This is a genomic window from Bradyrhizobium sp. 2TAF36 (assembly GCF_052114925.1).
Lineage (GTDB): Bacteria > Pseudomonadota > Alphaproteobacteria > Rhizobiales > Xanthobacteraceae > Bradyrhizobium > Bradyrhizobium barranii.
The window spans coordinates 28544-51716 of sequence record NZ_JBFRFR010000030.1 but is presented as its reverse complement, the minus strand read 5'-3'; the positions used below and the strand labels follow the sequence as shown (position 1 = coordinate 51716).

Sequence of the window (23173 nt, the reverse complement as noted above, 5' to 3'; positions counted from 1 at the left end):
CTTTTACGCGTTTTCCTGGCGCGAACCGGTATCCACTTCGCGCGAAAACGCTTTCGCCCTTACGACACCTTGCGATGCGGGGCTGACCCGCGACCCGCCCTGCCCTTGAGCCTCTTCAGGAGCGGYCCGAGCAGCGAGCGCTTCGGCTTCTTCACCTCGCCACGCCCGGCGAGGCGGTTCGCCATGTTCTGGAACAGAAGGGTGGTGCGGTGGTTCTTGGAGACCTCCGCGATCATCTGGCCGTTATTGGCCGCGGTCGAGAACAGTTTCGAGTCGAACGGGATCGCCGCGATCGGCTGGCTCTCCATGGTCTTGGCGAACGCCTTGACGTCGATCTCCGCGCGCTTGTGCATGCCGACCTGGTTGATGCAGTACAGCGGCGGCCGGTCGTTGGGGCGTGCCGCCTTGAGCACGCTCAGCATGTTCCTGGTGTTGCGCAAATTGGCGAGATCGGGTTCGGCCACGATCACGATGTCGTCGGCATTGACGAGCGCGCGGCGCGTCCAGCCCGACCATTGGTGAGGAACGTCGAGCACGATGCAGGGCGTGGTCATGCGCAGCGTGTCGAAGATCGCATCAAAAGCTTCGGCGCCGAAATCGTAGACGCGGTCGAGCGTTGCGGGCGCAGCGAGGAGACTGAGGCGCTCGGTGCATTTGGCGAGCAGGCGCTCCATCAGCGCCGTGTCCGGCCGGTCCTGCGAGAGCACCGCGTTGGCGATGCCCTGCGCCGGGTCCTGGTTGTAGTCGAGGCCAGCGGTGCCGAAGGCGAGGTCGAGATCGATCACGACGGAATCGAGCGCGAGGTCGCGCGCGATGGTCCAGGCCACGTTGTGCGCGACCGTGGACGCACCGACGCCGCCCTTGGCGCCGACCACCGCGATGACGCGGCCGGTGATGATGGCTTCCGAGGCCGAGAACAGGCTGCAGATCGAGCGGACGACGTCGAGGGTTTCGACCGGTCCCACCACGTAGTCGTTGACGCCGCGGCGGACCAGCTCGCGATAGGGTGCGGTGTCGTTGGGGTTGCCGATCACGACCACGCGGGTGCCGGGATCACAGACGCCGGCGAGATCGTCGAGGCCCTCGAGGATATCGCGTGTGCCGTCGGATTCGATCACGATGACGTTCGGCGTCGGCATCGTGTCATAGACTTCGATGGCCGCGGCAAGGCCGCCGCCCTTGGCGGTGAGATGCGCCTTGGCGAGACGGCGATCCTGCCCGGCCGCGGTGATCGCGGCGAGCGTCTGCTCGGTCTCGCAAAAGGCCTGTACCGAGATGCGAGGAACCGGCGCAATGTGGTCCTCGGGGTGCCGCGGGTCGTCCGCTTCTTCGTCGTCGTGAAAACTTGTCATTTGCCGGTGTCGCTGAGTTTGGCCTTTTCGGCCTCGGGATACATGGTCGTGGTCGCCATGCCCTTGCGGTAGCGCTCGAAGGCGATCTCGCGCCGTGCGGTGTAGGCAGGCGTCTCCGCCCTCGGCTGCTCGAGGTCGGCGGGGTTGTCGATCATGGCCGCGAGGTTGCGCTGGCTGGCGCAGCCCAGATTGAAGTACGGCCGGTTCTCGTTGTAGCCGGGGTCGAGGATGTTCGGACCGACGTCTTCCGGCCACAGCCCGCAGGGGCCGGCGACCGCGGCGATCTTCGAATAGCTCAGGCGGATGGTCGGCAGCAGTCCGGGATCCTCGGGGCGATAGGGATGCTGGACGATGGCGCGCGACGGCACGCCGCCGGATGCGAGCACCGACCGGATTTCGTGATAGGTCGCCGCCGCGGCGCGCGAATTCGCAGCGTCGCTCGGCACGTCGACGACGACGGAACCGGTGCCTTCGCGCACCCAGTCCCTGGCAATGCCCGCGACGTCCGCGTGCTGCGCGGTGGAGAGGCCGCCGCGCGCCTTGCCGACGAAGATCACGATCGACTTCTTGGCTTCCTGCACCGCGATCGGGTGGCGCTGGCGATAGTCGGTCGGCACCGTCTGGGTGACGATGTCACCGGTGGTGTTGCAGGCGCCGAGCATGACGGAAAGCCCCGTCAGCGCCAGCGCGATCCGCAGGTTGCGACGTCGATCGGCAATCGTCTTCGTCATCGCTTTGTCCCCTCTTGCCCCGTTTCCTGTCCCGGTCCCCAAACCGTCTGTCTCAGTCGATGATGAAGCCGAAATCGCCGCGGGTGCCTTCGATCGGATCGACGCTGCGCGCGATGCCATAGAGCCGGTTCATGCGGCCGAGCAGCGCCGTCTGCGCGTCCGAGGCCGGCGCAAAGCCGTCGTCGGGCCGCGACAATTCCTTCTGGGCGACCGCGCGCACCACATAGGGCGTCACGATCACCATCAGCTCGGTTTCGTTGTTGACGAAGTCCTGGCTGCGGAACAGCGCGCCGATGATCGGCACCTGGTCGACGCCGGGCAGGCCATTGATCGCCTGCTTGGTCTTCTGCTGGATCAGGCCGGCCATCGCCATCGAGCCCCCGGAGGGAATTTCCAGCGTGGTCTCGGCGCGGCGGGTCTGGACCGAGGGGATGGTGATCGAGTTGCTCGAGGTCGAGGACACCGCCTGCGTCAGCGTGATCGCGTTCGTGTTCGACAGCTCCGAGACCTCGGTCATCACGCGCAGGCTGATACGGCCTTCGCTGAGCACGAGCGGCGTGAAGTTCAGCGAGATGCCGAACTTCTTGTAGGTGACCTGGGTGGTACAGACATGGGTGACCGGATCGCAGGAATAGCCTGCAGGGATCGGGAATTCACCGCCGGCGATGAAGGTGGCGGATTCGCCCGAGATCGCGGTCAGGCTCGGTTCGGCGAGCGTGCGCATGACGCCGGCGCTCTCCATCGCGCGCATCGTGGCGCTGACGGTGGCGACGCCCTTGGCGAGCCCGGCCACGCCGAGCCCGTTGCTGCCGACGATCGGTCCGCCGCTGACCGAGAACGGGTTGGAGTTGTTGAAGTTCACGACCGCAGTGCCGGCATTCAGGCTGGCGCTGAGGTCGACGCCCAGCTGCTTGACGATGTCGCGGCGGACTTCGCCGACGACGACCTTGAGCATCACCTGGTCGCGGCCGCGCACGACGATGTTGTTGACGACCTTGTCAGCGCCGCCAACGAGTTTTGCGGCGACGTCGCCGGCCTGCTGGGCCTCGATCGGGCTCGACACCGAGCCGGTCAGCATCACGCTGTCGCCGACGCCTTCGATCTGCACGCCCGGCAGCGACTGGCGCAGCGCCGTGCGCATGCCGTTGAGATCGCGCTTCACCGCGATGTCGTAGGCGGCAACCTGCTGGCCGTCGGCGGTGAAGAACACGACGTTGGTCTGGCCGACCTGGCCGCCGATGATATAGGCGCGCTGCGACGAGCGGATCACTGCATTGGCGATCTTGGGATCGGCCACCAGCACGTCCTTGACCTCGCGCGGCAGGTCGATGACGACGGACTTGCCGACGCCGAGCGACAGCGAGCGCGTGCGTGCAGGCGCGATGGTCGAAACCGGCGACATGCCGAGATCCGGCGCCTGCATCGGCGCCTGGTCGCCGACCGGCGCATCCGCCGCGCTGACGACGTCGGGGGCTGCGATCAGCCCCAGCATCAGCACCGCCCCCGTCCAGAACGAGCGCGCGCGCTTCCCCCGAATGCGCAGGCCCGTCCGATCATCCCCGTAGTTCATGGTGTCCCCATCATCACTTCTGTGACGTCAGTTGCCGTGCCTGCACCCCGTAGCGGATCACGTTCACGCCGCCGGGCCGCTTGGCCGCCAGGTCTTCGATCGAAATCTCCGACGCGTTGGCATCGGCGATGCTTCGCAACGCGAGCGTCAGCGTGCCGCCCTGGCGCGAGGCCGACAGCGTCGCGACCTGGTCCGGCTTGAGCTCGAGCGTGACGGTCTTGCCGAGCACGGCGTTCTGGCCGTCTTTTTCTTTCGGCGCCTGGTCGATCGCGAGCACACGGATGTTGCTCAGGATGACCTCGGACAGGATCAGGTCGTTGCCGCCGGTCGCGCCGTTGGCGCCATCGGGATTCTTCAGGCGCCGCGTCAGGACGATATCGACGCGGTCGTTCGGCAGGATGAAGCCGCCGGCGCCGGTCTCGGCTGAAATCTCGGTGGAGACGGCCCGCATGCCGGAGGGCAGGATCGCGGCCATGAAGCCCGAGCCCTCGGCCCTCACCAGCTTCTGCTCGCGGATGGGTTCGCCCTGCATCAACGGCACGCGCGCGATCGAGCCTGCGATCTGGGCCTGGGCGTCGGGCCTGCTGTCGCGGCGGATGAAGGCGCTGCTCGCGGTCGCCGCCGGCCAGGACTGCCATTGCAGATCCTCGGGCTTGACGGCTTGGCCGAGTTGGATGTCGTTCTTCGCGATCAGCACCTCGACCGTCGGCAGCTTCTCGGCGACGGGAAGGGCGGGCGCTGGCTTGTTGTCAAAGCCGCTCGCCAGATACGCAGCGACGCCGCCGGCGCCCAGCGCGATGACGAGAACGACAATGCGTGCGGTGTTCATACGCTTCTACTCTTACGCGGGGCACTCGAACCGCACGTGGCGGGTTCCCCTGCGTCGATGAGTAGGGAGTAAAAGTATAAGGGGTGTTGCGAGGCCGAGTGTGATGGCCCGTGACGATGCGCGTTCTGGGCAGATGGTGAACGTCGCGTTATCCGGTCGGCCAGTGGCCCCGTAGATTCACGCAGAGCGGGACGTTCGTTCGAACGATGCGCGCGACGTCATGGTGAATGGGTGGTTAGTCATCGGCGCTTCGCGCAGCGTGCGCGGTAGTCGCTCCTCAGGGTGAGGAGCGTACTTCCTCGTGTTTCAATTGATGTCCGTAGCCCGGATGGAGCGAAGCGCAATCCGGGCTCGTGCAGCGCGTTGTGAGATCCCGGATTTCGCTGCGCTCCATCCGGGCTACGAGTGAGCGCCCTACTTCGCCCGCTTCTGCTCGATCGTGTCCCAGACCTTCGCCGCGACATCAGGTCCGCCGAGCCGCGCGATGGCGCGGATGCCCGTCGGCGATGTCACGTTGATCTCGGTGAGGTTGCCGTTGATGACGTCGATGCCGACGAACAGCAGGCCGTGCTCGCGCAGCGCCGGGCCGACGGTCGCGCAGATCTCGCGCTCGCGTGGCGTGAGCTCGGTCTCCTGCGCGGCGCCGCCACGCACCATGTTGGAGCGGAGGTCGTCGGCGGCCGGCACGCGGTTGACCGCGCCGGCGAACTCGCCGTTGACCAGGATGATGCGCTTGTCGCCGTGCTTCACCTCGGGGATGAACTGCTGGATCACCCACGGCTCCTTGAAGGTGACCGAGAACATGTCGAACAGCGAGCCGAAATTCATGTCCTGCGGCATCACGCGGAACACCGCTGCGCCGCCATGGCCGTGCAGCGGCTTCATCACGACGGCGCCGTGCTTATCCCGGAACGCGTTGATCTCGTCGAGGTCGCGCGAGATCAGCGTCGGCGGCATCAGCTGCGGAAAGTTCATCACAAACAGTTTTTCCGGCGCGTTGCGCACCGAGGCGGGGTCGTTGACCACCAGCGTCTTCGGATGGATGCGCTCAAGAAAGTGCGTCGAGGTGATGTAGGCGAGATCGAACGGCGGATCCTGGCGCAGCAGCACCACGTCGAAGCCGTTGAGCGCTTCGCGCCTGGGCTCGCCCAGCGTGAAGTGATTGCCGGGCTCGTCGCGCACGGTCAGGAGCTGGATGGGCGCGACGATCTCCTCGCCGACCATCGAGAGCTTGTCGGGCGTGTAATAGGACAGGCCGTGGCCGCGCTTCTGCGCCTCCAGGAGCAGTGCAAAGGTGGAATCGCCCTTGATGTTGATACGGGCGATGGGGTCCATCTGGACGGCGACGTTCAGTTTCATGGTCTGCCTTTCAGGTCGAGGCGTCGAATGCCGCCAACACATGGCGCGGAAGTGAGCGCGGCGCAATCAGCATGGCGTCGAATCGCAGTTCGAATTCGGCATGCTCGGGATGCGCCACGAGCCAGCCTTGCGCGGCGTCGATGATGCGCTGCTGCTGGCGCGGGGTCACGGCGAAGGCGGCGTCATCCAGCGTCGCGCGAGCCTTGACCTCGACGAAGGCGATCAGGTTGCGGCGGCGCGCCACGATGTCGATCTCGCCATGGGGGGTACGGTAGCGCTTGGCGAGGATGCGGTAGCCCTTGGCCATGAGATAGGCGGCGGCGCGGCTCTCCGCGGAGATGCCGGTGCGGAACGCGGCGACGCGTTCGGGCGAGGCGACTTTCGGTTCCGCGCCCTCAGTCTTCGCCATCGCCGTCCCTCAGCTCCTTTGCGAGCTCGAGCGCGCGGGCATAGACCTCGCGGCGCGGCCGGCCCGAGAGCGCGACCGCATGCGCGACGGCATCCTTGACGCTGTGCACGGCGAGCTGCTCGCGCAGCAGACCGTCGAGCGCATCCGGCGTCAGCAGCTCCGCGTCCGCCGCAGGCGGCGCGATCACCAGCACGAATTCGCCGCGCGTCTCCAGCGTGTCCGCTCCGCGTGCCAGCTCCTGCAGCGGCGCGCGCGAAATCTCCTCGTGCAGTTTCGTCAATTCGCGGCAGATCGCGGCTTCGCGCGTCCCCATGATCTCGGCAAGCTCGGCGAGCGTGTCCTGCACGCGGTTGCCGGAGTCGAACATCACCAGCGTCGCATCGATGCGGGCGAGCTCCGCAAGGCGCGACTTTCGGGCGGCGGATTTCGTCGGCAGAAAGCCCTCGAAGAAGAAGCGGTCGGTCGGCAATGCGGCGACCGACAGCGCGGCCAGCACCGAGGACGGGCCGGGCAGCGCGTAGACCGCATGGCCGGCTGCGCAGACCTCGCGCACCAGCTTGAAACCGGGGTCGGAGATCAGCGGCGTGCCGGCATCCGACACCAGCGCGATCGAGCCGCCCTGCCCCAGCGCCTCCAGGATCCTCGGACGCGCCGCTTCCGCGTTGTGCTCGTGATATTGCTTGAGCTGGGCCGTGATCGCGTAGCGCTCGGTCAGGCGCCGCGTGATGCGGGTGTCCTCGCAGGCGATGACGTCGACGCCGGCGAGCGTCTGAAGCGCGCGCAGCGTGATGTCGCCGAGATTGCCGATGGGGGTGGCGACCAGATGGAGGCCCGGCGCCGCCTTCGGCGCCGTCAGCCGATGGGCGTCGATGGAGAAACCGCGCGAGGCGGGATCCGTCGTCTCAGGTGTATTTATCGGGCTCGGCTTTACGCGCATAATGAATCGAACTTAGGCATGATCCCGGGGGCTGGGAACCGGTCCTCGGAAAAAGATCGCGCCAGGTCAGGGGTGAGGAAGGACTGGAATGTGATCCATCCGGCATCACATTGCAGAGGGAATGAAGCGTCGGCGCCACATTCGCGGCGGAAACGCCACCTTGATGCGGGTGACGGATGGTGGACAGCTAGCCAGGGCTTGAGGTGTGGCCGCGTTAAGTGGTCATTATCCTTTTGTTTTAGTTAACTATTTGCCGACAATATGCCTGAATCCGCGGCTTGTGTCGTGGAAAGAATGTTGTGACCGGCCGGCCGACGGTCGGTCAGAAGAGAAGTTGTGATGCTGGGCCCGCGCGATCCTAAATCTCCCGTTCAGGGCTCCCGATTATCGGGGGCGACCCGGCGGAGCGCACTCGGCCTGTTACTCGGCGCCCCCTTGCTGTCGGCCTGCGCCGGCGTGCAGCAGAGTCTCAGCCAGTTCTCCAACCCGTTCAGCAGCTCCTCCCCGGCCCCGGCTCAGCCGGCCGGCCCGCCGCAACAGGCCACCACCGCCGGCAGCGGCGGGGTGAAGGTTGCCGTGATCCTGCCGCTCTCGGCCGCCGGCAATGCCGGCCTCGCCGCGCAGTCGATGCGCAACGCCGCCGAGATGGCACTGGCCGAGTTCCAGAATCCCAACATCCAGCTCCTGATCAAGGACGACAACGGCAGCCCGCAAGGGGCGCAGGCGGGGGCACAGCAGGCGGTCGACGAAGGCGCCGAGATCATTTTGGGCCCGCTGTTCGCGCAATCGGTGCCGGCGGTGGCGCAGGTCGCGCGTACGCGCGGCATCTCGGTGATCGCGTTCTCGACCGATTCCAGCATTGCCGGCCGCGGCGTCTTTCTGCTGAGCTTCCTGCCGGAGTCCGACGTCAACCGAATCGTCGAATATTCCGCCAGCATCGGAAAGCGCTCCGTTGCCGTGCTCGTGCCCGACAATGCCTATGGCAATGTCGTCGAGGCCGCGGTGAAGGCGGCGGTGCCGCGGCGCGGCGGCCGCATTGTCGCCTTCGAGAAATACGGCGCCGATCGTGCGACGCCGGCACGCACCGTGGCCCAGCAGCTCGGCAGCGCGGATGCGCTGTTCATCGCCGATGACGGCGATGCCGTCGTCGCGGTGGCCGATGCGATGACGGCCGCAGGCGCGAATTTGCGCAACATCCAGCTGCTCGGCACCGGCCTGTGGGACAATCCGCGCGTCTATGCCAATGCGAACTTGCAAGGCGGTCTCTACGCCGCGCCGGACCCGGCCGGCTTCCGCGCCTTCTCCGGCCGCTACCGTACCAAATACGGTGCCGAGCCGATCCGCACCGCGACGCTCGCCTATGACGCGGTCGCCCTCGTCGCCGCGCTGGCGCGCACGCAAGGCCCGACGCGCTTCTCGCCGGATGTGCTCACCAACCCTTCCGGCTTCGCCGGCATCGACGGCCTGTTCCGCTTCCGCGCCGATGGCACCAACGAGCGCGGCCTCGCCGTGATGAAGGTGACGACGGGTGGTGGCGTGGCGGTCGCGGGCTCGCCGAAGAGCTTTGGGGCGTAGTTCGGGGCGACGGTGCCGTAGGGTGGGCAAAGGCGCGCTTCGCGCCGTGCCCACCATCTGCCTGCAAACGCTGTGAAAATGGTGGGCACGCTTCCGCTTTGCCCACCCTACGGCGGCTCGCTACGCGGCGAGATCCGCGACCACGGCGTCCAGCACTGGGAAGCCGCTGCTGGTCACGCGCAGGCGCCCCGTCGCATCCACGATGATCGCACCCTCCTCGCGCAACAGCGCGATGCGCTTGGGATCGAGCGGGCGGCCGGACAGCGCGCTGTAGCGCTCGGGGTCGATGCCTTCGGCGAGACGCAATCCCATCAGCAAGAATTCGTCGGCGCGCTCCTCGCTGTTGAGGAGATCGTCGGTGACGTTGCCGTGGCCGTTGGTCTCGACCCGCATCAGCCAGGCTTCGGGGCGCTTCTCGGTGGCGGTGGCGTGCCTGATCCCGTCGATGTCGAGGCGGCCATGGGCACCGGGGCCGATACCGGCATATTCATCGCCGCGCCAGTACACCAGATTGTGCCGGCACTCGGCGCCGCGCCGCGCGTGATTTGAAATCTCGTAGGCGGGCAGGCCGAGCTTGTCGCAGGTCTCCTGCGTCACGTCGTAGAGCGCGCGCGCGACCGCTTCGTCCGGCGTCTTCAATTTGCCGGCCTGGTGCAGGCCGAAGAACGGCGTGCCTTCCTCGATCGTCAATTGATAGAGCGACAGATGCTCGGCCGCTTCGTCGATCGCGAGGCGCAGCTCGTCGGCCCACATCGCCGGCGTCTGGTCGGGGCGGGCGTAGATCAGGTCGAACGAATAACGGTCGAACGAGCGGCGCGCGATCGCGACGGCATCGAGCGCCTCGCGGGCGCTGTGCATGCGGCCCAGCGCTTTCAGCGAGGCATCGTCGAGAGCCTGCACGCCGAGCGAGACGCGGTTGACGCCGGCGGCGCGATAGCCGGCAAAGCGCGTGGCTTCGACGCTGGTCGGGTTTGCCTCGAGCGTGACCTCGACATCGCTGGCGACGTGCCAGTGCTTGCCGATGGCATCGAGCACCGCGCCGACGGTCGCGGGCTGCATCAGTGAAGGCGTGCCGCCGCCGAGGAAGATCGAGGTGACTTCACGCCCGGGCGCACGCTGTGCGGTCGTTTCGATTTCACGCGCGAAAGCTGAAGCGAAGCGCGCCTCGTCGATCGCGGCGTGGCGGACGTGGCTGTTGAAGTCGCAATAGGGGCACTTCGACAGGCAGAACGGCCAGTGCACATAGACGCCGAAAGCTTGCTTAGCGCGGCTCAAGGCAGATCTCCGCCAGTTTCACGAAGGCGCGGGCGCGATGCGACAGGCCGAGGCCAAGCGGCGGCAGGCCGTGCTTCTCGATGCTGGTCATCTCGCCGAACGTGCGATCGTGGCCATTGGGCAGGAACATCGGATCATAACCGAAGCCGGCGGTGCCGCGCGGCGGCCAGACCAAGGTGCCGTCGACGCGCGCCTCGACCTCTTCGAGATGATCGTCGGGCCAGGCGACGCAGAGCGCGGAAACGAAATGAGCGGTGCGCTTGTCGGGCGTGGTGGCGCCGCGCTCCTGCAACAGCCGCTCGATCTGCGCCATCGCGGCGGCAAAATCCTTGGCTGGACCGGCCCAGCGCGCGCTGTAGATGCCCGGCGCGCCGTCGAGCGCGTCGACCACGATGCCGGAATCGTCGGCGAAGGCGGGAAGCTTGGTCGCCTGCGCCGCCGCGATCGCCTTGATCGCGGCATTGCTGCGGAAATCGTTGCCGGTCTCGTCGGGCTCGGGCAGGCCGAGCTCACCGGCCGACACCGCCTCGATGCCGCAAGGCGCGAGCAACTCCTTCATCTCGGCGAGCTTGCCGGGATTGTGGGTCGCGATGACGAGCTTTCCGGTGATTCGGCGGTGCATGGGCCTATTGACTACGCGACGGCCAGTTTCTGCAAGTCCACGAGCCGCGCGATACCCTTCTGGGCCAGCGCCATCAGCGCGAGGAATTCGTCCTGTGTGAACGGTTCGCGTTCCGCGGTGCCCTGCACCTCGATGATGCGGCCATCGCCGGTCAGAACGAAATTGGCGTCGGTCTGGGCTTCCGAATCCTCGGCATAGTCGAGGTCGAGCACGGGCGTGCCGTTGTAGATGCCGCAGGAGATCGCGGCGACGTTGTCGCGCAGCACCTTGGCCTTGATCATGTTGCGCGCCTTCATCCAGTTGATGCAATCGGCGAGCGCGACCCAGGCACCGGTGATCGAGGCCGTGCGCGTGCCACCGTCGGCCTGGAGCACGTCGCAATCAACCGTGATCTGGCGCTCACCGAGCGCTTCGAGATCGACGATGGTGCGAAGCGAGCGGCCGATCAGGCGCTGAATCTCGACGGTGCGGCCGCTTTGCTTGCCGGCGGAGGCCTCGCGGCGGGTGCGTTCGGAGGTCGCGCGGGGCAGCATGCCGTAYTCGGCSGTGACCCAGCCGCGGCCCTGGCCCTTCAGCCACGGCGGCAGGCGGTCTTCCAGCGTGGCGGTGACCAGCACATGGGTGTCGCCGAATTTCACCAGGCAGGAGCCTTCCGCATATTTGACCACGCCGCGCTCCAGCGTCACGGGGCGCAATTCGTCGGGCGCACGGCGGCTTGGCCGCATGGGAAATCCTCCAAAACTCTCGGAAAAGGGCTATTCGCGGTGCTTGTAGGTGGGGTGAGGGTGGGCGGCAAGGCTTTTTCACCCCGGGTTTTCCACCCCGCAAACGCCACGCTTGTCAGAACCCTCCGGGATGGACAAATTATAAGCGTCTGAGAGGAGTTACCGTCCGTGGCCCATCACGATCCGATCCATCTGATCGCGCCGCGCGCAGGCCTCGCCCAGCTCAACGAGCGTTCCCGCGACATCTTTCGTCAAATTGTCGAAAGCTATCTCGCGACCGGCGAGCCGGTCGGCTCGCGCAATATTTCGCGGCTGATCGCGATGCCGCTGTCGCCGGCCTCGGTCCGCAACGTCATGGCCGACCTGGAACAGCTCGGCCTGATCTATGCGCCCCACACCTCTGCCGGCCGCTTGCCGACGGAACTGGGCCTGCGCTTCTTCGTCGACGCCCTGATGCAGGTCGGCGACCTCAATGACGCCGAGCGGCAGTCGATCCAGAGCCAGTTGACGTCGGTGGGTCACGCCCAATCGGTCGAGGCGGCGCTGTCGGAGGCGCTGACGCGGCTGTCCGGTCTCACCCGCGCCGCAGCGGTCGTGCTGACCCCGAAATCCAATGCGCGGCTGAAACACATCGAATTCGTCCGGCTGGAACCCGAGAAAGCGCTGGTGATCCTGGTCGGCGAGGACGGTCAGGTCGAAAACCGCGTGCTGTCGCTGCCGCCGGGAGTTCCCTCCTCGGCGCTCACGGAAGCCGGTAATTTCCTCAACGCGCGGATCCGCGGCCGCACGCTGGCCGAGGCGCGGCTCGAGCTCGAAACCGCGCTCGGCGAAGCCCGCGCCGAGCTCGATCAGCTGACGCAGAAGGTGATTTCGGCGGGGATTGCGAGCTGGTCCGGCGGCGAGAACGAGGACCGCCAGCTGATCGTCCGCGGTCACGCCAACCTGCTCGAAGATCTGCACGCGTTGGAGGATCTCGAGCGCGTTCGCCTGCTGTTCGACGATCTCGAGACCAAGCGCGGCGTGATCGACCTTCTGGGGCGCGCCGAGACCGCCGAGGGCGTGCGGATCTTCATCGGTTCGGAGAACAAACTGTTTTCCTTGTCGGGCTCCTCCACGATCATCTCGCCGTATCGGGATGCCGCCGGCCACATCGTCGGCGTTTTGGGCGTGATCGGGCCGACGCGGCTGAATTATGCCCGCGTGATCCCGACCGTGGACTACGCCGCGCGCATCGTCAGCCGCCTCCTGGGGGGCTGATCGGCGTTTCCTCCGATCACGGGCGCTTGATTTTCGTGAGCATAGGCACGATATCCGGGCCAACAATCCCTTGAGACGAGTTCGAGAAGAGAGCCGATGACCGATCGAGACCGGCAGCCCGACGACACGACCCCACCGACCGACGAGCCGGTGGTGTCAAAACCCTACATCATGCCCGACGATCCGGAGCCCGGCTCGGTCGAGCTGTTGCAGAAGGAAGCCGCCGAGGCGCGCGACCGCATGCTGCGGACGCTGGCAGAGATGGAAAATCTGCGCAAGCGCACCACCAAGGAGGTCGCCGATGCCCGCCTCTACGGCATCACCGGCTTTGCCCGTGACGTGCTCGACATCGCCGACAATCTCCAGCGTGCGCTCGATGCCGTTCCGGCCGAGGCCCGTGCCGCGGCCGATCCGGGCCTGACCTCGCTGATCGAGGGCGTCGAGCTCACCGAGCGCTCGCTGCTCAACGCGCTGGAAAAGCACGGCGTGAAGAAGTTCGATCCGCAGGGCCAGAAGTTCGACCCGAACTTCCAGCAGGCGATGTACGAGGTGCCGGATGCGTCGGTGCCTGCGGGCACCGTCGTGCAGGTCATGCAGGCCGGCTACACCATCGGCGAGCGCGTGCTGCGCCCGGCGCTGGTCGGTGTCGCCAAGGGCGGCACCAAGGCTGCGCCGGCTGCGAACAGCAACGAAGTGAACTGAGCGGCGCACTGGTCGATTCTCATGGTGAGGAGGCGCGTCAGCGCCGTCTCGAACCATGCAGGCCCGGCTGTTGCAGCTCGGCCTTCATCCTTCGAGACGCGTGCTAAGGAGCACGCTCCTCAGGATGAGGGTTTGGCAGCTTTTCGCGCCGCTTACGCGCTCACCGCGATATCCGCGGACTGAATCCGCTTCACGCCGGCCTTGGCCATGTCGGCCCAGGCTTTTGCGAGCGAACCCTGCGTGTCGATGCCGCGGCAGGCGTCCTCCACCACATAGACCTCGAAGCCCGCCTTGCGCGCATCGAGCGCGGTCCAGGCGACGCAGAAGTCTGTCGCGAGGCCGGCGACGAAGACGCGCTTGATCTTGCGGCCCTTCAGGTAACCGGCGAGGCCCGTCGAGGTCTTGCCGTCGGCCTCCAGGAAGGCCGAATAGCTGTCGACGTCCTTGCGAAAACCCTTGCGGATGATGAGCTCGGCATGCGGGATCGCGAGATCCTTCGACAGCGCAGCGCCATCGGTGCCCTGCACGCAATGATCGGGCCACAGCACCTGCTTGCCGTAAGGGAGATCGACGGTCTCGAACGGCTTCTTGCCGGAGTGCACCGACGCAAACGAGATGTGACCTGGCGTGTGCCAGTCCTGGGTCATCACCACGTTCGCAAAGGCCTTCGCCATCTTGTTGATGACGGGAACTACCTGCTCGCCTTCCTTCACGGCGAGGCTGCCGCCGGGCAGGAAGCAGTTTTGCACGTCGATCACGAGCAGCGCGGAGGCATCGTCCGGCTTGATCGATGCGGCCGCAAGGAGCGCGGTTGGAGCAAGGGCTACGAGAGCGCTTGTCCCAAGCGCCGCGAGGATTTGTCGTCGATCAAGCATCGTTCGCCTCCCTCCAGGATGATCCAATGGAAGGAAGCCTAGTTCCGTTCGTATACGAACAGAAGCCCGAAAATGCAGCCGGTTCTGTCCAGCGCTTGGGCTAACCCTTGAGACTAACCCTTGGGCTGGATGCCGTCGCGCACGGCGCGGAAGCGGGTGAAGGCGGCCGACCACTGGTCGCGCGGGGCGCTGGCGATGATGCGCAGCGAGGCGCCGCCGCTCGAGAAGCGGATCCACTGGACCACGGTCACGGGCGTCTTGTCCTTGCCGCTGACGCCGTCGATCCGGGTCTCGAAACCCTGCTGGCCGTTGATGCGGATCGGCTCCGACATGGTGACGCGGGATTCGCGCACGCCGGGAATCTGCAACGCGGCCTCCTGGGCAAAGCGGGCGCGATCGTCGGCCTGCTGCGGGGTGGCGCCGATCAGGCCGAGGATCATGAACGGCTTGGATTCATAGCCCGAGCTCTCATTGCCGTCGGCCAGGATGATGCTGGAGCCCGGCGCCAGGGTGCGGATGTCCTTGAAATCGGCGAGATCGGTGATCTTGAACGGCATCAGCCCGATCTGCTCTTCGGCCGAGACCTGCTTGCGGGTGACGGCGCTCGCAAACATCTGCCGCACCGCCTCGTCGGTGTAGATCTTGGTCGCGTTCTCCGGGATCTGCACCGCGACATAGCCGGAGAAGCCGGCGCCCGGCACGATCATCGAGTAGCGCTTCACCGGCGTCTCGCCGGCCTTGCCGCTTTCCGTGGTGAAATAGGCAAGACCCGCGGGGGTCTCGAGCTTGTCCTGCTTGACGCCGGCGGTGCCGGCTGGATTGGAATTGAAGGCGCTCACGACCTCGCCATAGGCCGCCGGCGGCAGCTCGGTGATCAGCACCTTGACGCTGCCGTCCTCGCTCTCGAAGCCCGGAAACGTCTTGGCCGTGCTCAGGCCGACCAGCGGCACCATGCCGAGGCGCAAGCCGGGCGGGAAAACGGCATCCGCCGCAAGGGCCGGAAGCGCTGTGGCGACGAGGACGGCGAGCGCGGCGAGGGGGCGAATGAGCTTCATGGGCACTCTGATTGGTTCACATTGAGGCCGTTCGATGGTCGGCCGTTGGGCCGCTTTGTCGCGCAAAGCCGCCTTGATGGCGGCGGTCCGGCCGCCCGCCTTTTAACGGGTTTGGCCCGCCGGTAACAGGGCGGGGCAGATCACGGTGGCGGTGGCCGGCTGACGCCTGAACCTGTTAATAATTCCTCACCCGCAAGGGCGGTTGAGCCCGGATATGATCTTCCAAAACCCAATGTTTTCATGGCCGAAACTTGCGTTCGGTCCTTGCGGGCCCCTCCCCCCCTCCTATATGAGCGTCAACCATCGCAATATCGCGGATGTTTGATCTTAGGGGGTTTGGAGCGGGTGCCTCTTGGGCCCAGCCAACCTGCCGCAAAAACAAGGATATCAGGACCATGGGAAAGGTCATTGGGATCGACCTCGGCACCACGAATTCGTGCGTCGCCGTGATGGATGGCAAGAACGCCAAAGTCATCGAGAATTCCGAAGGCATGCGCACGACGCCTTCGATCGTCGCCGTGACGGACGACGGTGAGCGCCTCGTCGGCCAGCCTGCCAAGCGCCAGGCAGTTACCAATCCCGAGCGTACGTTCTTCGCAGTGAAGCGCCTCATCGGCCGCCGCTACGACGACCCGATGGTCGAGAAGGACAAGAAGCTCGTTCCGTACAAGATCGTGAAGGCTTCCAACGGCGACGCCTGGGTCGAGGCCGACGGCCAGACCTACTCGCCGTCGCAGGTGTCTGCGTTCATCCTGCAGAAGATGAAGGAGACCGCGGAAGCCCATCTCGGCCAGAAGGTCGACCAGGCCGTCATCACCGTTCCCGCTTACTTCAACGACGCCCAGCGCCAGGCGACCAAGGACGCCGGCAAGATCGCGGGCCTTGAAGTGCTGCGCATCATCAACGAGCCGACCGCGGCCGCGCTCGCCTATGGTCTGGACAAGACCAAGACCGGCACGATCGCCGTGTACGATCTTGGCGGCGGCACGTTCGATATCTCCATTCTCGAAATCGGCGACGGCGTGTTCGAGGTGAAGTCGACCAACGGCGACACCTTCCTCGGCGGCGAAGACTTCGACATGCGCCTCGTGGGTTATCTGGCCGACGAGTTCCAGAAGGAGCAGGGCATCAACCTGCGCAACGACAAGCTCGCGTTGCAGCGCCTGAAGGAAGCCGCTGAAAAGGCCAAGATCGAGCTGTCGTCGACGACGCAGACCGAGATCAACCTGCCCTTCATCACCGCGGACCAGACCGGCCCCAAGCATCTGACGATGAAGCTCACCCGCGCCAAGTTCGAGGCGCTGGTCGACGACCTCGTCCAGAAGACGGTCGAGCCCTGCCGCAAGGCGCTGAAGGACGCCGGCGTCACCGCCGGTGAGATCGGCGAAGTCGTTCTGGTCGGCGGCATGTCGCGCATGCCGAAGGTCCAGGAAGTCGTGAAGCAGCTGTTCGGCAAGGAGCCGCACAAGGGCGTCAACCCGGACGAAGTCGTGGCGATCGGTGCCGCGATCCAGGCCGGCGTGCTCCAGGGCGACGTCAAGGACGTGCTGCTGCTCGACGTGACCCCGCTGTCGCTGGGCATCGAGACGCTGGGCGGCGTGTTCACCCGCATCATCGACCGCAACACCACGATCCCGACCAAGAAGAGCCAGGTGTTCTCGACCGCCGAGGACAACCAGAACGCGGTCACCATCCGCGTCTTCCAGGGCGAGCGTGAAATGGCGGCCGACAACAAGATGCTCGGCCAGTTCGATCTGATGGGCATTCCGCCGGCTCCGCGCGGCATGCCGCAGATCGAGGTGACCTTCGACATCGACGCCAACGGCATCGTCAACGTCTCGGCCAAGGACAAGGCCACGGCCAAGGAGCAGCAGATCCGCATCCAGGCCTCCGGCGGCCTGTCGGAAGCCGACATCGAGAAGATGGTCAAGGACGCCGAGGCCAACGCCGAGGCGGACAAGAAGCGCCGCGAGGCCGTCACCGCCAAGAACGAGGCGGATGGCTTGGTGCACTCCACCGAGAAGGCTCTGGCCGAGCACGGTTCGAAGGTCGCAGAGCCCGAGCGCCGCGCCATCGAGGATGCCGTCAGCGACCTCAAGGAAGCGCTGAAGGGCGACGATGCCGAGGCGATCAAGGCCAAGACCCAGACGCTGGCCCAGGCTTCGATGAAGCTCGGCGAGGCCATGTACAAGCAGCAGGCCGAGGCCGACGCCAAGAAGGATGCGGCCAAGGACGACGTCGTCGACGCGGAATTCACCGAAGTCGACGACGACAAGAACAACAAGAAGTCCGCCTGATCCCCAAGAGGGTGATGATGCGGACGGCTTGGACCCCACACGCGCTACCGGCCTCCCCCCTCACGGGGGAGGCCGTCGTGTCGGGCTCGGCGGGGCGTGTCCCCGTTACGATCGATCAATTCCCAGCCGTTATGATGAACGTCGCCGTGCCGCCCTCTGCCGCGAAGCAAAGGGCTGCCTATATCGTCTCCTGGCGACGTTGTTCCGCTCCGACTTGAATCGCGATTGGATAGACCGAGTTCAACATGTCCACGTCCACCAAGCGCTGCTATTACGAAACGCTCGAAGTCGAACGCACTGCCGACGATTCCGTCCTGAAATCGTCCTTCCGCAAGCTTGCGATGAAATTCCACCCGGACCGCAATCCCGGGGACGACACCAGCGAAGTCAAGTTCAAGGAAATCAACGAGGCCTACGAGGTCCTCAAGGACAAGGACAAGCGCGCGGCCTATGACCGCTTCGGCCACGCGGCCTTCGAGCAGGGCGGCGGCGGTGCCGGTTTCGGCGCGGGCTTCGCCTCCTCCTTCTCCGACATCTTCGAAGACCTGTTCGGCATGGCCGGGCAGCGCGGTCGCGGCGGCCGCGAGCGTGGCGCCGATCTGCGCTACAACATGGAAATCACGCTCGAGGAAGCCTTTGGCGGCAAAACCGCGCAGATCGAGATTCCAGTCTCGGTCACCTGCGAGGCCTGCTCGGGCATCGGCGCCAAGGCCGGCACCAAGCCGAAGACCTGCTCGAGCTGCGGCGGCGCCGGCCGTGTGCGGCAGTCGCAGGGCTTCTTCACGCTGGAGCGCACCTGTCCGAGCTGCCAGGGCCGCGGCCAGATGATCGAGGATGCCTGCCCGTCCTGCTCCGGCCAGGGCCGGGTCACCCGCGAGCGGACGCTGTCGGTCAACATTCCCCCGGGGGTCGAGGACGGCACCCGGATCAGGCTCGCCGGCGAGGGCGAGGCCGGGGTTCGCGGCGGCCCGCCCGGCGACCTCTACATCTTCCTGTCGCTGGCCCAGCACCAGCTCTTCCAGCGCGACGGCGCCGATTTGCACTGCCGGGTGCCGATCTCGATGGTGACGGCCGCCCTCGGCGGCGAATTCGAGGTGCCGACCATCGACAGCGGCAAAACCAAGGTGAAGGTGCCGGCCGGAACCCAGTCGGGCCGCCGATTCCGCATTGCATCAAAAGGCATGCCGGTGCTGCGCTCGCGCCAGATGGGCGACATGTACGTCCAGGTTGCCGTCGAGACCCCGCAGAATCTCACCAAGAAGCAGCAGGAATTGCTGGCGGAATTCGAAAAGCTCTCCTCCGGCAATACCCAGCCGGAATCGGTCGGCTTCTTCGCCAAGGTCAAGGATCTATTCAGTAATCGGGCAACCTGACTCGTCTTGACCGTATCGCCTTCGGCCTATACCTGTTTATGACCATTTTCTGACACGCCGCGGTCCCGCGGTCCCGTCCGGTCCCGACATGCCATTGCCATCGTCCGCGCGTGCGTTGAAGAAGCCCCGTCTCGACGACGAGGTGCGCTTTCTAAGGTCGTGGATCGAAAAGCCGCTGCACATGGGTGCAGTGATGCCTTCGGGCAAGCTGCTCGCCCGGACCATGGCGCATTACGTCGACGTCAATTCAGACGCACCCGTGGTCGAGCTCGGGCCCGGCACCGGCGCCATCACCTCGGCCCTGGTCGAGCGGGGCGTCGACCAGAAGCGCCTCGTCCTCGTCGAATACAATCCCGGCTTCTGCGCCTTGCTGCGCGACCGCTATCCGCAAGCCAAGGTGGTGCAGGGCGATGCTTATCGCCTGCGCGACACGCTCTGGAACGTGCTCAGCGCGCCGGCCTCCGCCGTCGTCTCCGGCCTTCCGCTCGTGACAAAACCGATGCTGACGCGGCTCCGGCTGGTCCGCGACGCCTTCGCGGCGCTGACCCCGGGCGCGCCCTTCGTGCAGTTCACCTATGCGGTGGTGCCGCCGATCCCGAAATCGCTGCCCGGCGTGTCCACAGAGGCCTCGGAACGGATCTGGATGAACCTTCCGCCGGCCCGCGTCTGGGTGTATCGCAAGGACTAATTCCGTCGGCATTCCCTTTTGCGCGGCGGACTCGTTTCGCCGAACGCATGGAAGTGGATGTCCGCACCCAAAATCCTGGTCATTCCCGGCTCGCTGCGCACCGGCTCGCACAATGCGAAGCTGGCGGCGGTCGCCGCCTATGAATTCGCCCAGGCCGGCGTCGACGTCACCCGCATCTCGCTCGCCGATTTTCCGCTGCCGATCTATGACGGCGATCTCCAGGCCAAGTCGGGCGCGCCCAAGCACGCGATCAATCTCAAGCGCATGATCGTCGCGCATCATGGCGTGCTGATCGTTTCGCCCGAATATAACGCCTCGGTGCCGCCGCTGCTCAAGAACGCGATCGACTGGATCAGCCGCGTACATGAGCTGCACGAGACGCGCGGCGACGTGTTTCGCAACCGCGCCTTCGCGCTCGCCGGCGCCTCGCAGAGCCGGCTCGGTGCGGCCCGTGCGCTCCAGGCGCTGCGGCTGATCCTGACCTCCTGCCACGCCAATGTGATTGCCAGCCAGCTCACGCTCGCCTTTGCCGACCAGGCCTATGACGATATGGACAGGCTGAAGAACGAGGGCGACATCGCCGCGTTGAAGGAGCTGGTGCGGCAATTGATCGACATTTCCCAACGCATGATGTGAGGTGACATGACGCCAGCCGAGATCGCCCCGAAGGACCGCCTGATCGTAGCGCTCGACCTGCCCAGCGTTGACGCCGCGGAGGCGATGATCGCAAGGCTCGGCGACAGCGTCACCTTCTACAAGATCGGTTATCAGCTCGCTTATGCCGGCGGCCTGCCGCTGATCGGCAAGCTCGCCGACAAGGGCAAGAAGGTGTTCGCCGATCTCAAGATGCACGACATCGGCAACACCGTCACGCGTGGTGTGGAGAGCGTGGCCAGGCTGGGTGCAACCTTCGTCACCGTGCACGCCTATCCGCAGACCATGAAGGGCGCGGTCGAAGGCCGCGGTAGCGCGAGCCTGAAGATTCTCGCCGTCACGGTGCTGACGTCCTACAACGACGACGATCTGCACGCGGCCGGCTATCGGCTCAGCGTCTCCGAGCTGGTCGAAGCGCGCGCACAGCAGGCGCAGGTGCTCGGCGTCGACGGGCTGGTGTCCTCGCCCGAGGAGGTCGTCGCCTTGCGCAAGATCGTCGGCCACCAGATGCATCTCGTCACCCCCGGCATCCGGCCGGCGGGTTCTGCGACTGGCGACCAGAAACGCATCATGACGCCGGGTCGCGCAATTGCCGCGGGCGCCGATTATCTCGTCGTCGGACGGCCGGTGGTGGAAGCCGCCGACCCCAAGGCGATCGCTGAAGCCATCCAGGCCGAGATCGCGCAGGCGCTCGGCGCATGATTCGGAAAAACCGCGCAGCGGTTTTCCGGTCGGATGATGCTTAGATAGAGATCAACAAGCAGGGAGAAGAACAATGGCAAAGGGCTACTGGATCGGGCGCGTGGATGTGAGCAGCGACGAGGGCTACAAGCCCTATGCCGTCGCCAACGGTCCGATCTTCAAGAAATGGGGTGGCCGCTTCGTCGTTCGCGCCGGCAAGTTCACCACCGTCGAAGGCGCCAGCCGCTCGCGCAACGTCGTGATTGAATTTCCCGACTACGAGACCGCGATCGCCTGCTACAACTCGCCGGAATACCAAGCCAACATCAAGGTGCGCCAGCCGCACTCCATCGCCGACCTCATCATCATCGAGGGCTATGACGGCCCGCAGCCCTGAAGACGAATTGCCGCGAGAGCCGATCCTGGATTGACGCGAGCATCATCCGGCTCTCGCGGACAGCACGCGCGTACGATCATCGTACGCGATCGAGAGAGCGTCGCAGACATCTCCGCTCGCACTCACGCCGACATCACCTTGCATCGCCTTGACGGACTCACTCGCTTGAACGCGTGAGTGCCGTTCGCGCCTGAGACGAAGACCGTGGCCGTCATTGGGTCCACCAGCTTGCCGTATTCTTTTGTCCCCAAATGGGGATTGCTGGATCGCTCTCCTTTCATCCAAGGTTGCTTGATCGGAGCCCACATCGATCGGTGATGGGCATCAAGCCAACCCGAAATCTGCGACGTCCGTGACGGGCCGCAAGGCGACCCGCATCGCGCATTTCCATGCAAAGGGAGTGAAGATCATGGCACTGATCATCGGAACAGCAGGCGACGATGTGTTGCCTGGCACGAATGTAGACGATCAGATCTTTGGCCTTCAAGGCAACGACACCATTACTGGCCTGGACGGCAATGATGACGTAAGCGGCGGCGCGGGCAATGATTCCATCGATGGTGGTGCCGGCAACGACATCCTTGATGGAAATGCCGGTATCGATACGATCACCGGTGGCGCCGGCGACGACACGATCAACGGCGGCGCGGGCGACGACACGCTGAACGGAAATGCCGGCGCCGACATCATCCACGGCGACCAAGGCAACGACACCATCGATGGCGGAACCGGCGCTGATCAGCTCTTTGGTGACGCCGGCGACGACGGCATCCACGGCGGCGACGGCAATGATGACATTCATGGCGGCGCGGGTGCCGACACCCTGTGGGGCGACGCCGGCGACGATACGTTGAGCGGCGACGCCGGCAATGACGTCTTGAATGGCGGCGACGGTAACGACCTACTCAACGGTGGATTCGGAGATGACACTCTGAATGGCGATGCCGGCAACGACACGCTGAACGGCGGACTTGGCAATGACCTGCTGAACGGCGGTACCGGTGACGACATCCTGAACGGCGGTTTGGGCGCCGATACGCTCAACGGTGGCGATGGCAACGACACCATGCACGGCGACGCGGGCGACGACATCATGGACGGCGGCGCCGGTAACGATACGATGTTCGGCGATGCCGGAGACGACGAGATGGCCGGCGGCGCGGGCAACGATGCCATGAGCGGCGGCGCCGGTGATGACGAAATGAGCGGCGGAACCGGCAACGACACGCTCGACGGCGACGCCGGAGATGACACGCTCGATGGCGGCGACGGCACCGATGTCCTGAACGGCGGGGCTGGGGCTGACATCCTGTCGGGCGGCGCCGGCAATGACACCCTGAACGGCGGTAACGGCGATGACGAGTTGTCCGGCGGCAATGGCGCCGACGTCCTCAACGGTGGACTCGGCGATGATGTGCTGACGGGCGGTGCTGGTACCGATACGCACAATTTCGGCGACAACACAGCTACGAACTTCGGCAACGATGAAGTCACCGATCTCAGCTTTGCCGATGGCGATGCCGTTGTTGTCGACGCTCCGCCAGGCTTTGACCCGGCGACAGTGATAGTGGACGACGACGGCACCAACACCGTGCTGGATTTCGGCTTCGGCGCCATCCAGCTCGATGGCATCACGGGCGGCGCGACACCGTTCGAGTCGATCGCCGAAATCAACACTGCCGCCGGTTATACGGCCGTTGACGTTGTCTAGCGCCGACTAGTAGCGGGGCGGCTGTCAGGCTGCCCCGCCCTCATTTCAGTCAGTGACAGTGCCGGCAAGTTATGTATTCGCGTAACCGTGGTGTGATCC

The 23173-nt window shown here is 65.6% G+C and carries 22 protein-coding genes; 10 read left to right on the top strand and 12 right to left on the bottom strand.

What is annotated here, in order from left to right:
• Positions 1-59: 59 nt before the first annotated feature.
• The 7 genes from AB4Z51_RS18440 to rsmI all read right to left on the bottom strand — a co-directional run bounded on the left by AB4Z51_RS18440 (position 60) and on the right by rsmI (position 7187).
• On the bottom strand, positions 60-1352 hold the full coding sequence (locus AB4Z51_RS18440) for an AAA family ATPase (RefSeq protein WP_063980258.1): 1293 nt from the start codon (positions 1350-1352) through the stop codon (positions 60-62).
• Positions 1349-2083 (bottom strand): CpaD family pilus assembly protein, encoded by a 735-nt coding sequence (locus AB4Z51_RS18435; RefSeq protein WP_063980257.1) that lies wholly within the window; start codon positions 2081-2083, stop codon positions 1349-1351. The genes AB4Z51_RS18440 and AB4Z51_RS18435 overlap by 4 nt, the downstream gene beginning before the upstream one ends.
• 52 nt (positions 2084-2135) lie before the next feature.
• On the bottom strand, positions 2136-3653 hold the full coding sequence (locus AB4Z51_RS18430; protein ID WP_135213980.1) for a type II and III secretion system protein family protein: 1518 nt from the start codon (positions 3651-3653) through the stop codon (positions 2136-2138).
• A 13-nt stretch (positions 3654-3666) separates the two neighbouring features.
• A complete protein-coding gene (gene cpaB, locus AB4Z51_RS18425; RefSeq protein WP_135213981.1) occupies positions 3667-4482 on the bottom strand; it encodes a Flp pilus assembly protein CpaB in 816 nt (271 codons plus the stop codon).
• A 414-nt stretch (positions 4483-4896) separates the two neighbouring features.
• The gene (gene gshB, locus AB4Z51_RS18420; RefSeq protein ID WP_135213982.1) at positions 4897-5841 is read right to left on the bottom strand and encodes a glutathione synthase; all 945 of its coding nucleotides are present in this window, start codon (positions 5839-5841) and stop codon (positions 4897-4899) included.
• 10 nt (positions 5842-5851) lie between these two features.
• On the bottom strand, positions 5852-6250 hold the full coding sequence (locus AB4Z51_RS18415; protein WP_071908793.1) for a YraN family protein: 399 nt from the start codon (positions 6248-6250) through the stop codon (positions 5852-5854).
• On the bottom strand, positions 6237-7187 hold the full coding sequence (rsmI, locus tag AB4Z51_RS18410) for a 16S rRNA (cytidine(1402)-2'-O)-methyltransferase (protein ID WP_135213983.1): 951 nt from the start codon (positions 7185-7187) through the stop codon (positions 6237-6239). Before rsmI ends, AB4Z51_RS18415 begins: the two co-directional genes overlap by 14 nt.
• A gap of 339 nt (positions 7188-7526) precedes the next feature.
• Here rsmI and AB4Z51_RS18405 point away from each other — a divergent pair, with 339 nt between their 5' ends.
• A complete protein-coding gene (locus AB4Z51_RS18405) occupies positions 7527-8762 on the top strand; it encodes a penicillin-binding protein activator (protein ID WP_063980251.1) in 1236 nt (411 codons plus the stop codon).
• Between the two features lie 120 nt (positions 8763-8882).
• Here AB4Z51_RS18405 and hemW read toward each other — a convergent pair whose 3' ends face one another.
• Genes hemW through rph form a run of 3 tightly spaced genes read right to left on the bottom strand, consistent with a single transcriptional unit; the run spans position 8883 to position 11384 of the window.
• Positions 8883-10037: a radical SAM family heme chaperone HemW gene (gene hemW, locus AB4Z51_RS18400; RefSeq protein ID WP_135213984.1), complete on the bottom strand. Its 1155-nt coding sequence runs from the start codon at positions 10035-10037 to the stop codon at positions 8883-8885.
• Positions 10024-10659 carry an RdgB/HAM1 family non-canonical purine NTP pyrophosphatase gene (rdgB, locus tag AB4Z51_RS18395; protein ID WP_135213985.1) on the bottom strand — a complete coding sequence of 212 codons (636 nt, stop codon included), beginning with the start codon at positions 10657-10659 and terminating at the stop codon, positions 10024-10026. Before rdgB ends, hemW begins: the two co-directional genes overlap by 14 nt.
• Positions 10660-10670: 11 nt before the next feature.
• Positions 10671-11384: a ribonuclease PH gene (gene rph / locus AB4Z51_RS18390; protein WP_014490830.1), complete on the bottom strand. Its 714-nt coding sequence runs from the start codon at positions 11382-11384 to the stop codon at positions 10671-10673.
• A 168-nt stretch (positions 11385-11552) separates the two neighbouring features.
• On the opposite strand from rph, the gene hrcA reads away from it, so the two are divergent.
• Together hrcA and grpE are read left to right on the top strand one after the other, a co-directional pair.
• Positions 11553-12641: a heat-inducible transcriptional repressor HrcA gene (gene hrcA, locus AB4Z51_RS18385; RefSeq protein WP_063980248.1), complete on the top strand. Its 1089-nt coding sequence runs from the start codon at positions 11553-11555 to the stop codon at positions 12639-12641.
• Between the two features lie 96 nt (positions 12642-12737).
• Positions 12738-13343: a nucleotide exchange factor GrpE gene (gene grpE / locus AB4Z51_RS18380; RefSeq protein ID WP_063980247.1), complete on the top strand. Its 606-nt coding sequence runs from the start codon at positions 12738-12740 to the stop codon at positions 13341-13343.
• A gap of 152 nt (positions 13344-13495) precedes the next feature.
• Here the strand turns inward: grpE and pncA are convergent, their stop codons facing one another.
• A complete protein-coding gene (pncA, locus tag AB4Z51_RS18375; protein WP_441497757.1) occupies positions 13496-14218 on the bottom strand; it encodes a bifunctional nicotinamidase/pyrazinamidase in 723 nt (240 codons plus the stop codon).
• Positions 14219-14331: 113 nt separating this feature from the next.
• Positions 14332-15273: a hypothetical protein gene (locus AB4Z51_RS18370; RefSeq protein WP_166347182.1), complete on the bottom strand. Its 942-nt coding sequence runs from the start codon at positions 15271-15273 to the stop codon at positions 14332-14334.
• A gap of 395 nt (positions 15274-15668) precedes the next feature.
• Between AB4Z51_RS18370 and dnaK the strand changes: the two genes are divergently transcribed.
• The 7 genes from dnaK to AB4Z51_RS18335 all read left to right on the top strand — a co-directional run bounded on the left by dnaK (position 15669) and on the right by AB4Z51_RS18335 (position 23074).
• Positions 15669-17570, top strand: coding sequence for a molecular chaperone DnaK (gene dnaK, locus AB4Z51_RS18365; protein WP_028148797.1), 1902 nt, complete (start codon positions 15669-15671; stop codon positions 17568-17570).
• A 245-nt stretch (positions 17571-17815) separates the two neighbouring features.
• Positions 17816-18943 carry a molecular chaperone DnaJ gene (gene dnaJ, locus AB4Z51_RS18360; RefSeq protein ID WP_063980245.1) on the top strand — a complete coding sequence of 376 codons (1128 nt, stop codon included), beginning with the start codon at positions 17816-17818 and terminating at the stop codon, positions 18941-18943.
• A gap of 88 nt (positions 18944-19031) precedes the next feature.
• Positions 19032-19631 (top strand): class I SAM-dependent methyltransferase, encoded by a 600-nt coding sequence (locus AB4Z51_RS18355; RefSeq protein WP_028148799.1) that lies wholly within the window; start codon positions 19032-19034, stop codon positions 19629-19631.
• A gap of 57 nt (positions 19632-19688) precedes the next feature.
• Positions 19689-20267 (top strand): NADPH-dependent FMN reductase, encoded by a 579-nt coding sequence (locus AB4Z51_RS18350; RefSeq protein ID WP_441497756.1) that lies wholly within the window; start codon positions 19689-19691, stop codon positions 20265-20267.
• A 6-nt stretch (positions 20268-20273) separates the two neighbouring features.
• On the top strand, positions 20274-20987 hold the full coding sequence (pyrF, locus tag AB4Z51_RS18345; RefSeq protein WP_135213988.1) for an orotidine-5'-phosphate decarboxylase: 714 nt from the start codon (positions 20274-20276) through the stop codon (positions 20985-20987).
• 73 nt (positions 20988-21060) lie between these two features.
• Positions 21061-21363, top strand: coding sequence for a DUF1330 domain-containing protein (locus tag AB4Z51_RS18340; RefSeq protein WP_063980243.1), 303 nt, complete (start codon positions 21061-21063; stop codon positions 21361-21363).
• Between the two features lie 409 nt (positions 21364-21772).
• Complete coding sequence (locus AB4Z51_RS18335; RefSeq protein WP_175617958.1) at positions 21773-23074, top strand: calcium-binding protein; 1302 nt, start codon at positions 21773-21775, stop codon at positions 23072-23074.
• Positions 23075-23173: the final 99 nt, after the last annotated feature.

Coding starts and splice junctions, on each gene's coding strand:
- AB4Z51_RS18405 (WP_063980251.1), top strand. CDS start 7,527: ATGCTGGGCCCGCGCGATCCTAAATCTCCCGTTCAGGGCTCCCGATTA.
- dnaJ (WP_063980245.1), top strand. CDS start 17,816: ATGTCCACGTCCACCAAGCGCTGCTATTACGAAACGCTCGAAGTCGAA.
- AB4Z51_RS18370 (WP_166347182.1), bottom strand. CDS start 15,273: ATGAAGCTCATTCGCCCCCTCGCCGCGCTCGCCGTCCTCGTCGCCACA.
- AB4Z51_RS18335 (WP_175617958.1), top strand. CDS start 21,773: ATGGCACTGATCATCGGAACAGCAGGCGACGATGTGTTGCCTGGCACG.
- AB4Z51_RS18415 (WP_071908793.1), bottom strand. CDS start 6,250: ATGGCGAAGACTGAGGGCGCGGAACCGAAAGTCGCCTCGCCCGAACGC.
- rdgB (WP_135213985.1), bottom strand. CDS start 10,659: ATGCACCGCCGAATCACCGGAAAGCTCGTCATCGCGACCCACAATCCC.
- grpE (WP_063980247.1), top strand. CDS start 12,738: ATGACCGATCGAGACCGGCAGCCCGACGACACGACCCCACCGACCGAC.
- AB4Z51_RS18435 (WP_063980257.1), bottom strand. CDS start 2,083: ATGACGAAGACGATTGCCGATCGACGTCGCAACCTGCGGATCGCGCTG.
- AB4Z51_RS18355 (WP_028148799.1), top strand. CDS start 19,032: ATGCCATTGCCATCGTCCGCGCGTGCGTTGAAGAAGCCCCGTCTCGAC.
- AB4Z51_RS18350 (WP_441497756.1), top strand. CDS start 19,689: ATGTCCGCACCCAAAATCCTGGTCATTCCCGGCTCGCTGCGCACCGGC.
- dnaK (WP_028148797.1), top strand. CDS start 15,669: ATGGGAAAGGTCATTGGGATCGACCTCGGCACCACGAATTCGTGCGTC.
- AB4Z51_RS18430 (WP_135213980.1), bottom strand. CDS start 3,653: ATGAACTACGGGGATGATCGGACGGGCCTGCGCATTCGGGGGAAGCGC.
- AB4Z51_RS18340 (WP_063980243.1), top strand. CDS start 21,061: ATGGCAAAGGGCTACTGGATCGGGCGCGTGGATGTGAGCAGCGACGAG.
- cpaB (WP_135213981.1), bottom strand. CDS start 4,482: ATGAACACCGCACGCATTGTCGTTCTCGTCATCGCGCTGGGCGCCGGC.
- rsmI (WP_135213983.1), bottom strand. CDS start 7,187: ATGCGCGTAAAGCCGAGCCCGATAAATACACCTGAGACGACGGATCCC.
- pyrF (WP_135213988.1), top strand. CDS start 20,274: ATGACGCCAGCCGAGATCGCCCCGAAGGACCGCCTGATCGTAGCGCTC.
- pncA (WP_441497757.1), bottom strand. CDS start 14,218: ATGCTTGATCGACGACAAATCCTCGCGGCGCTTGGGACAAGCGCTCTC.
- gshB (WP_135213982.1), bottom strand. CDS start 5,841: ATGAAACTGAACGTCGCCGTCCAGATGGACCCCATCGCCCGTATCAAC.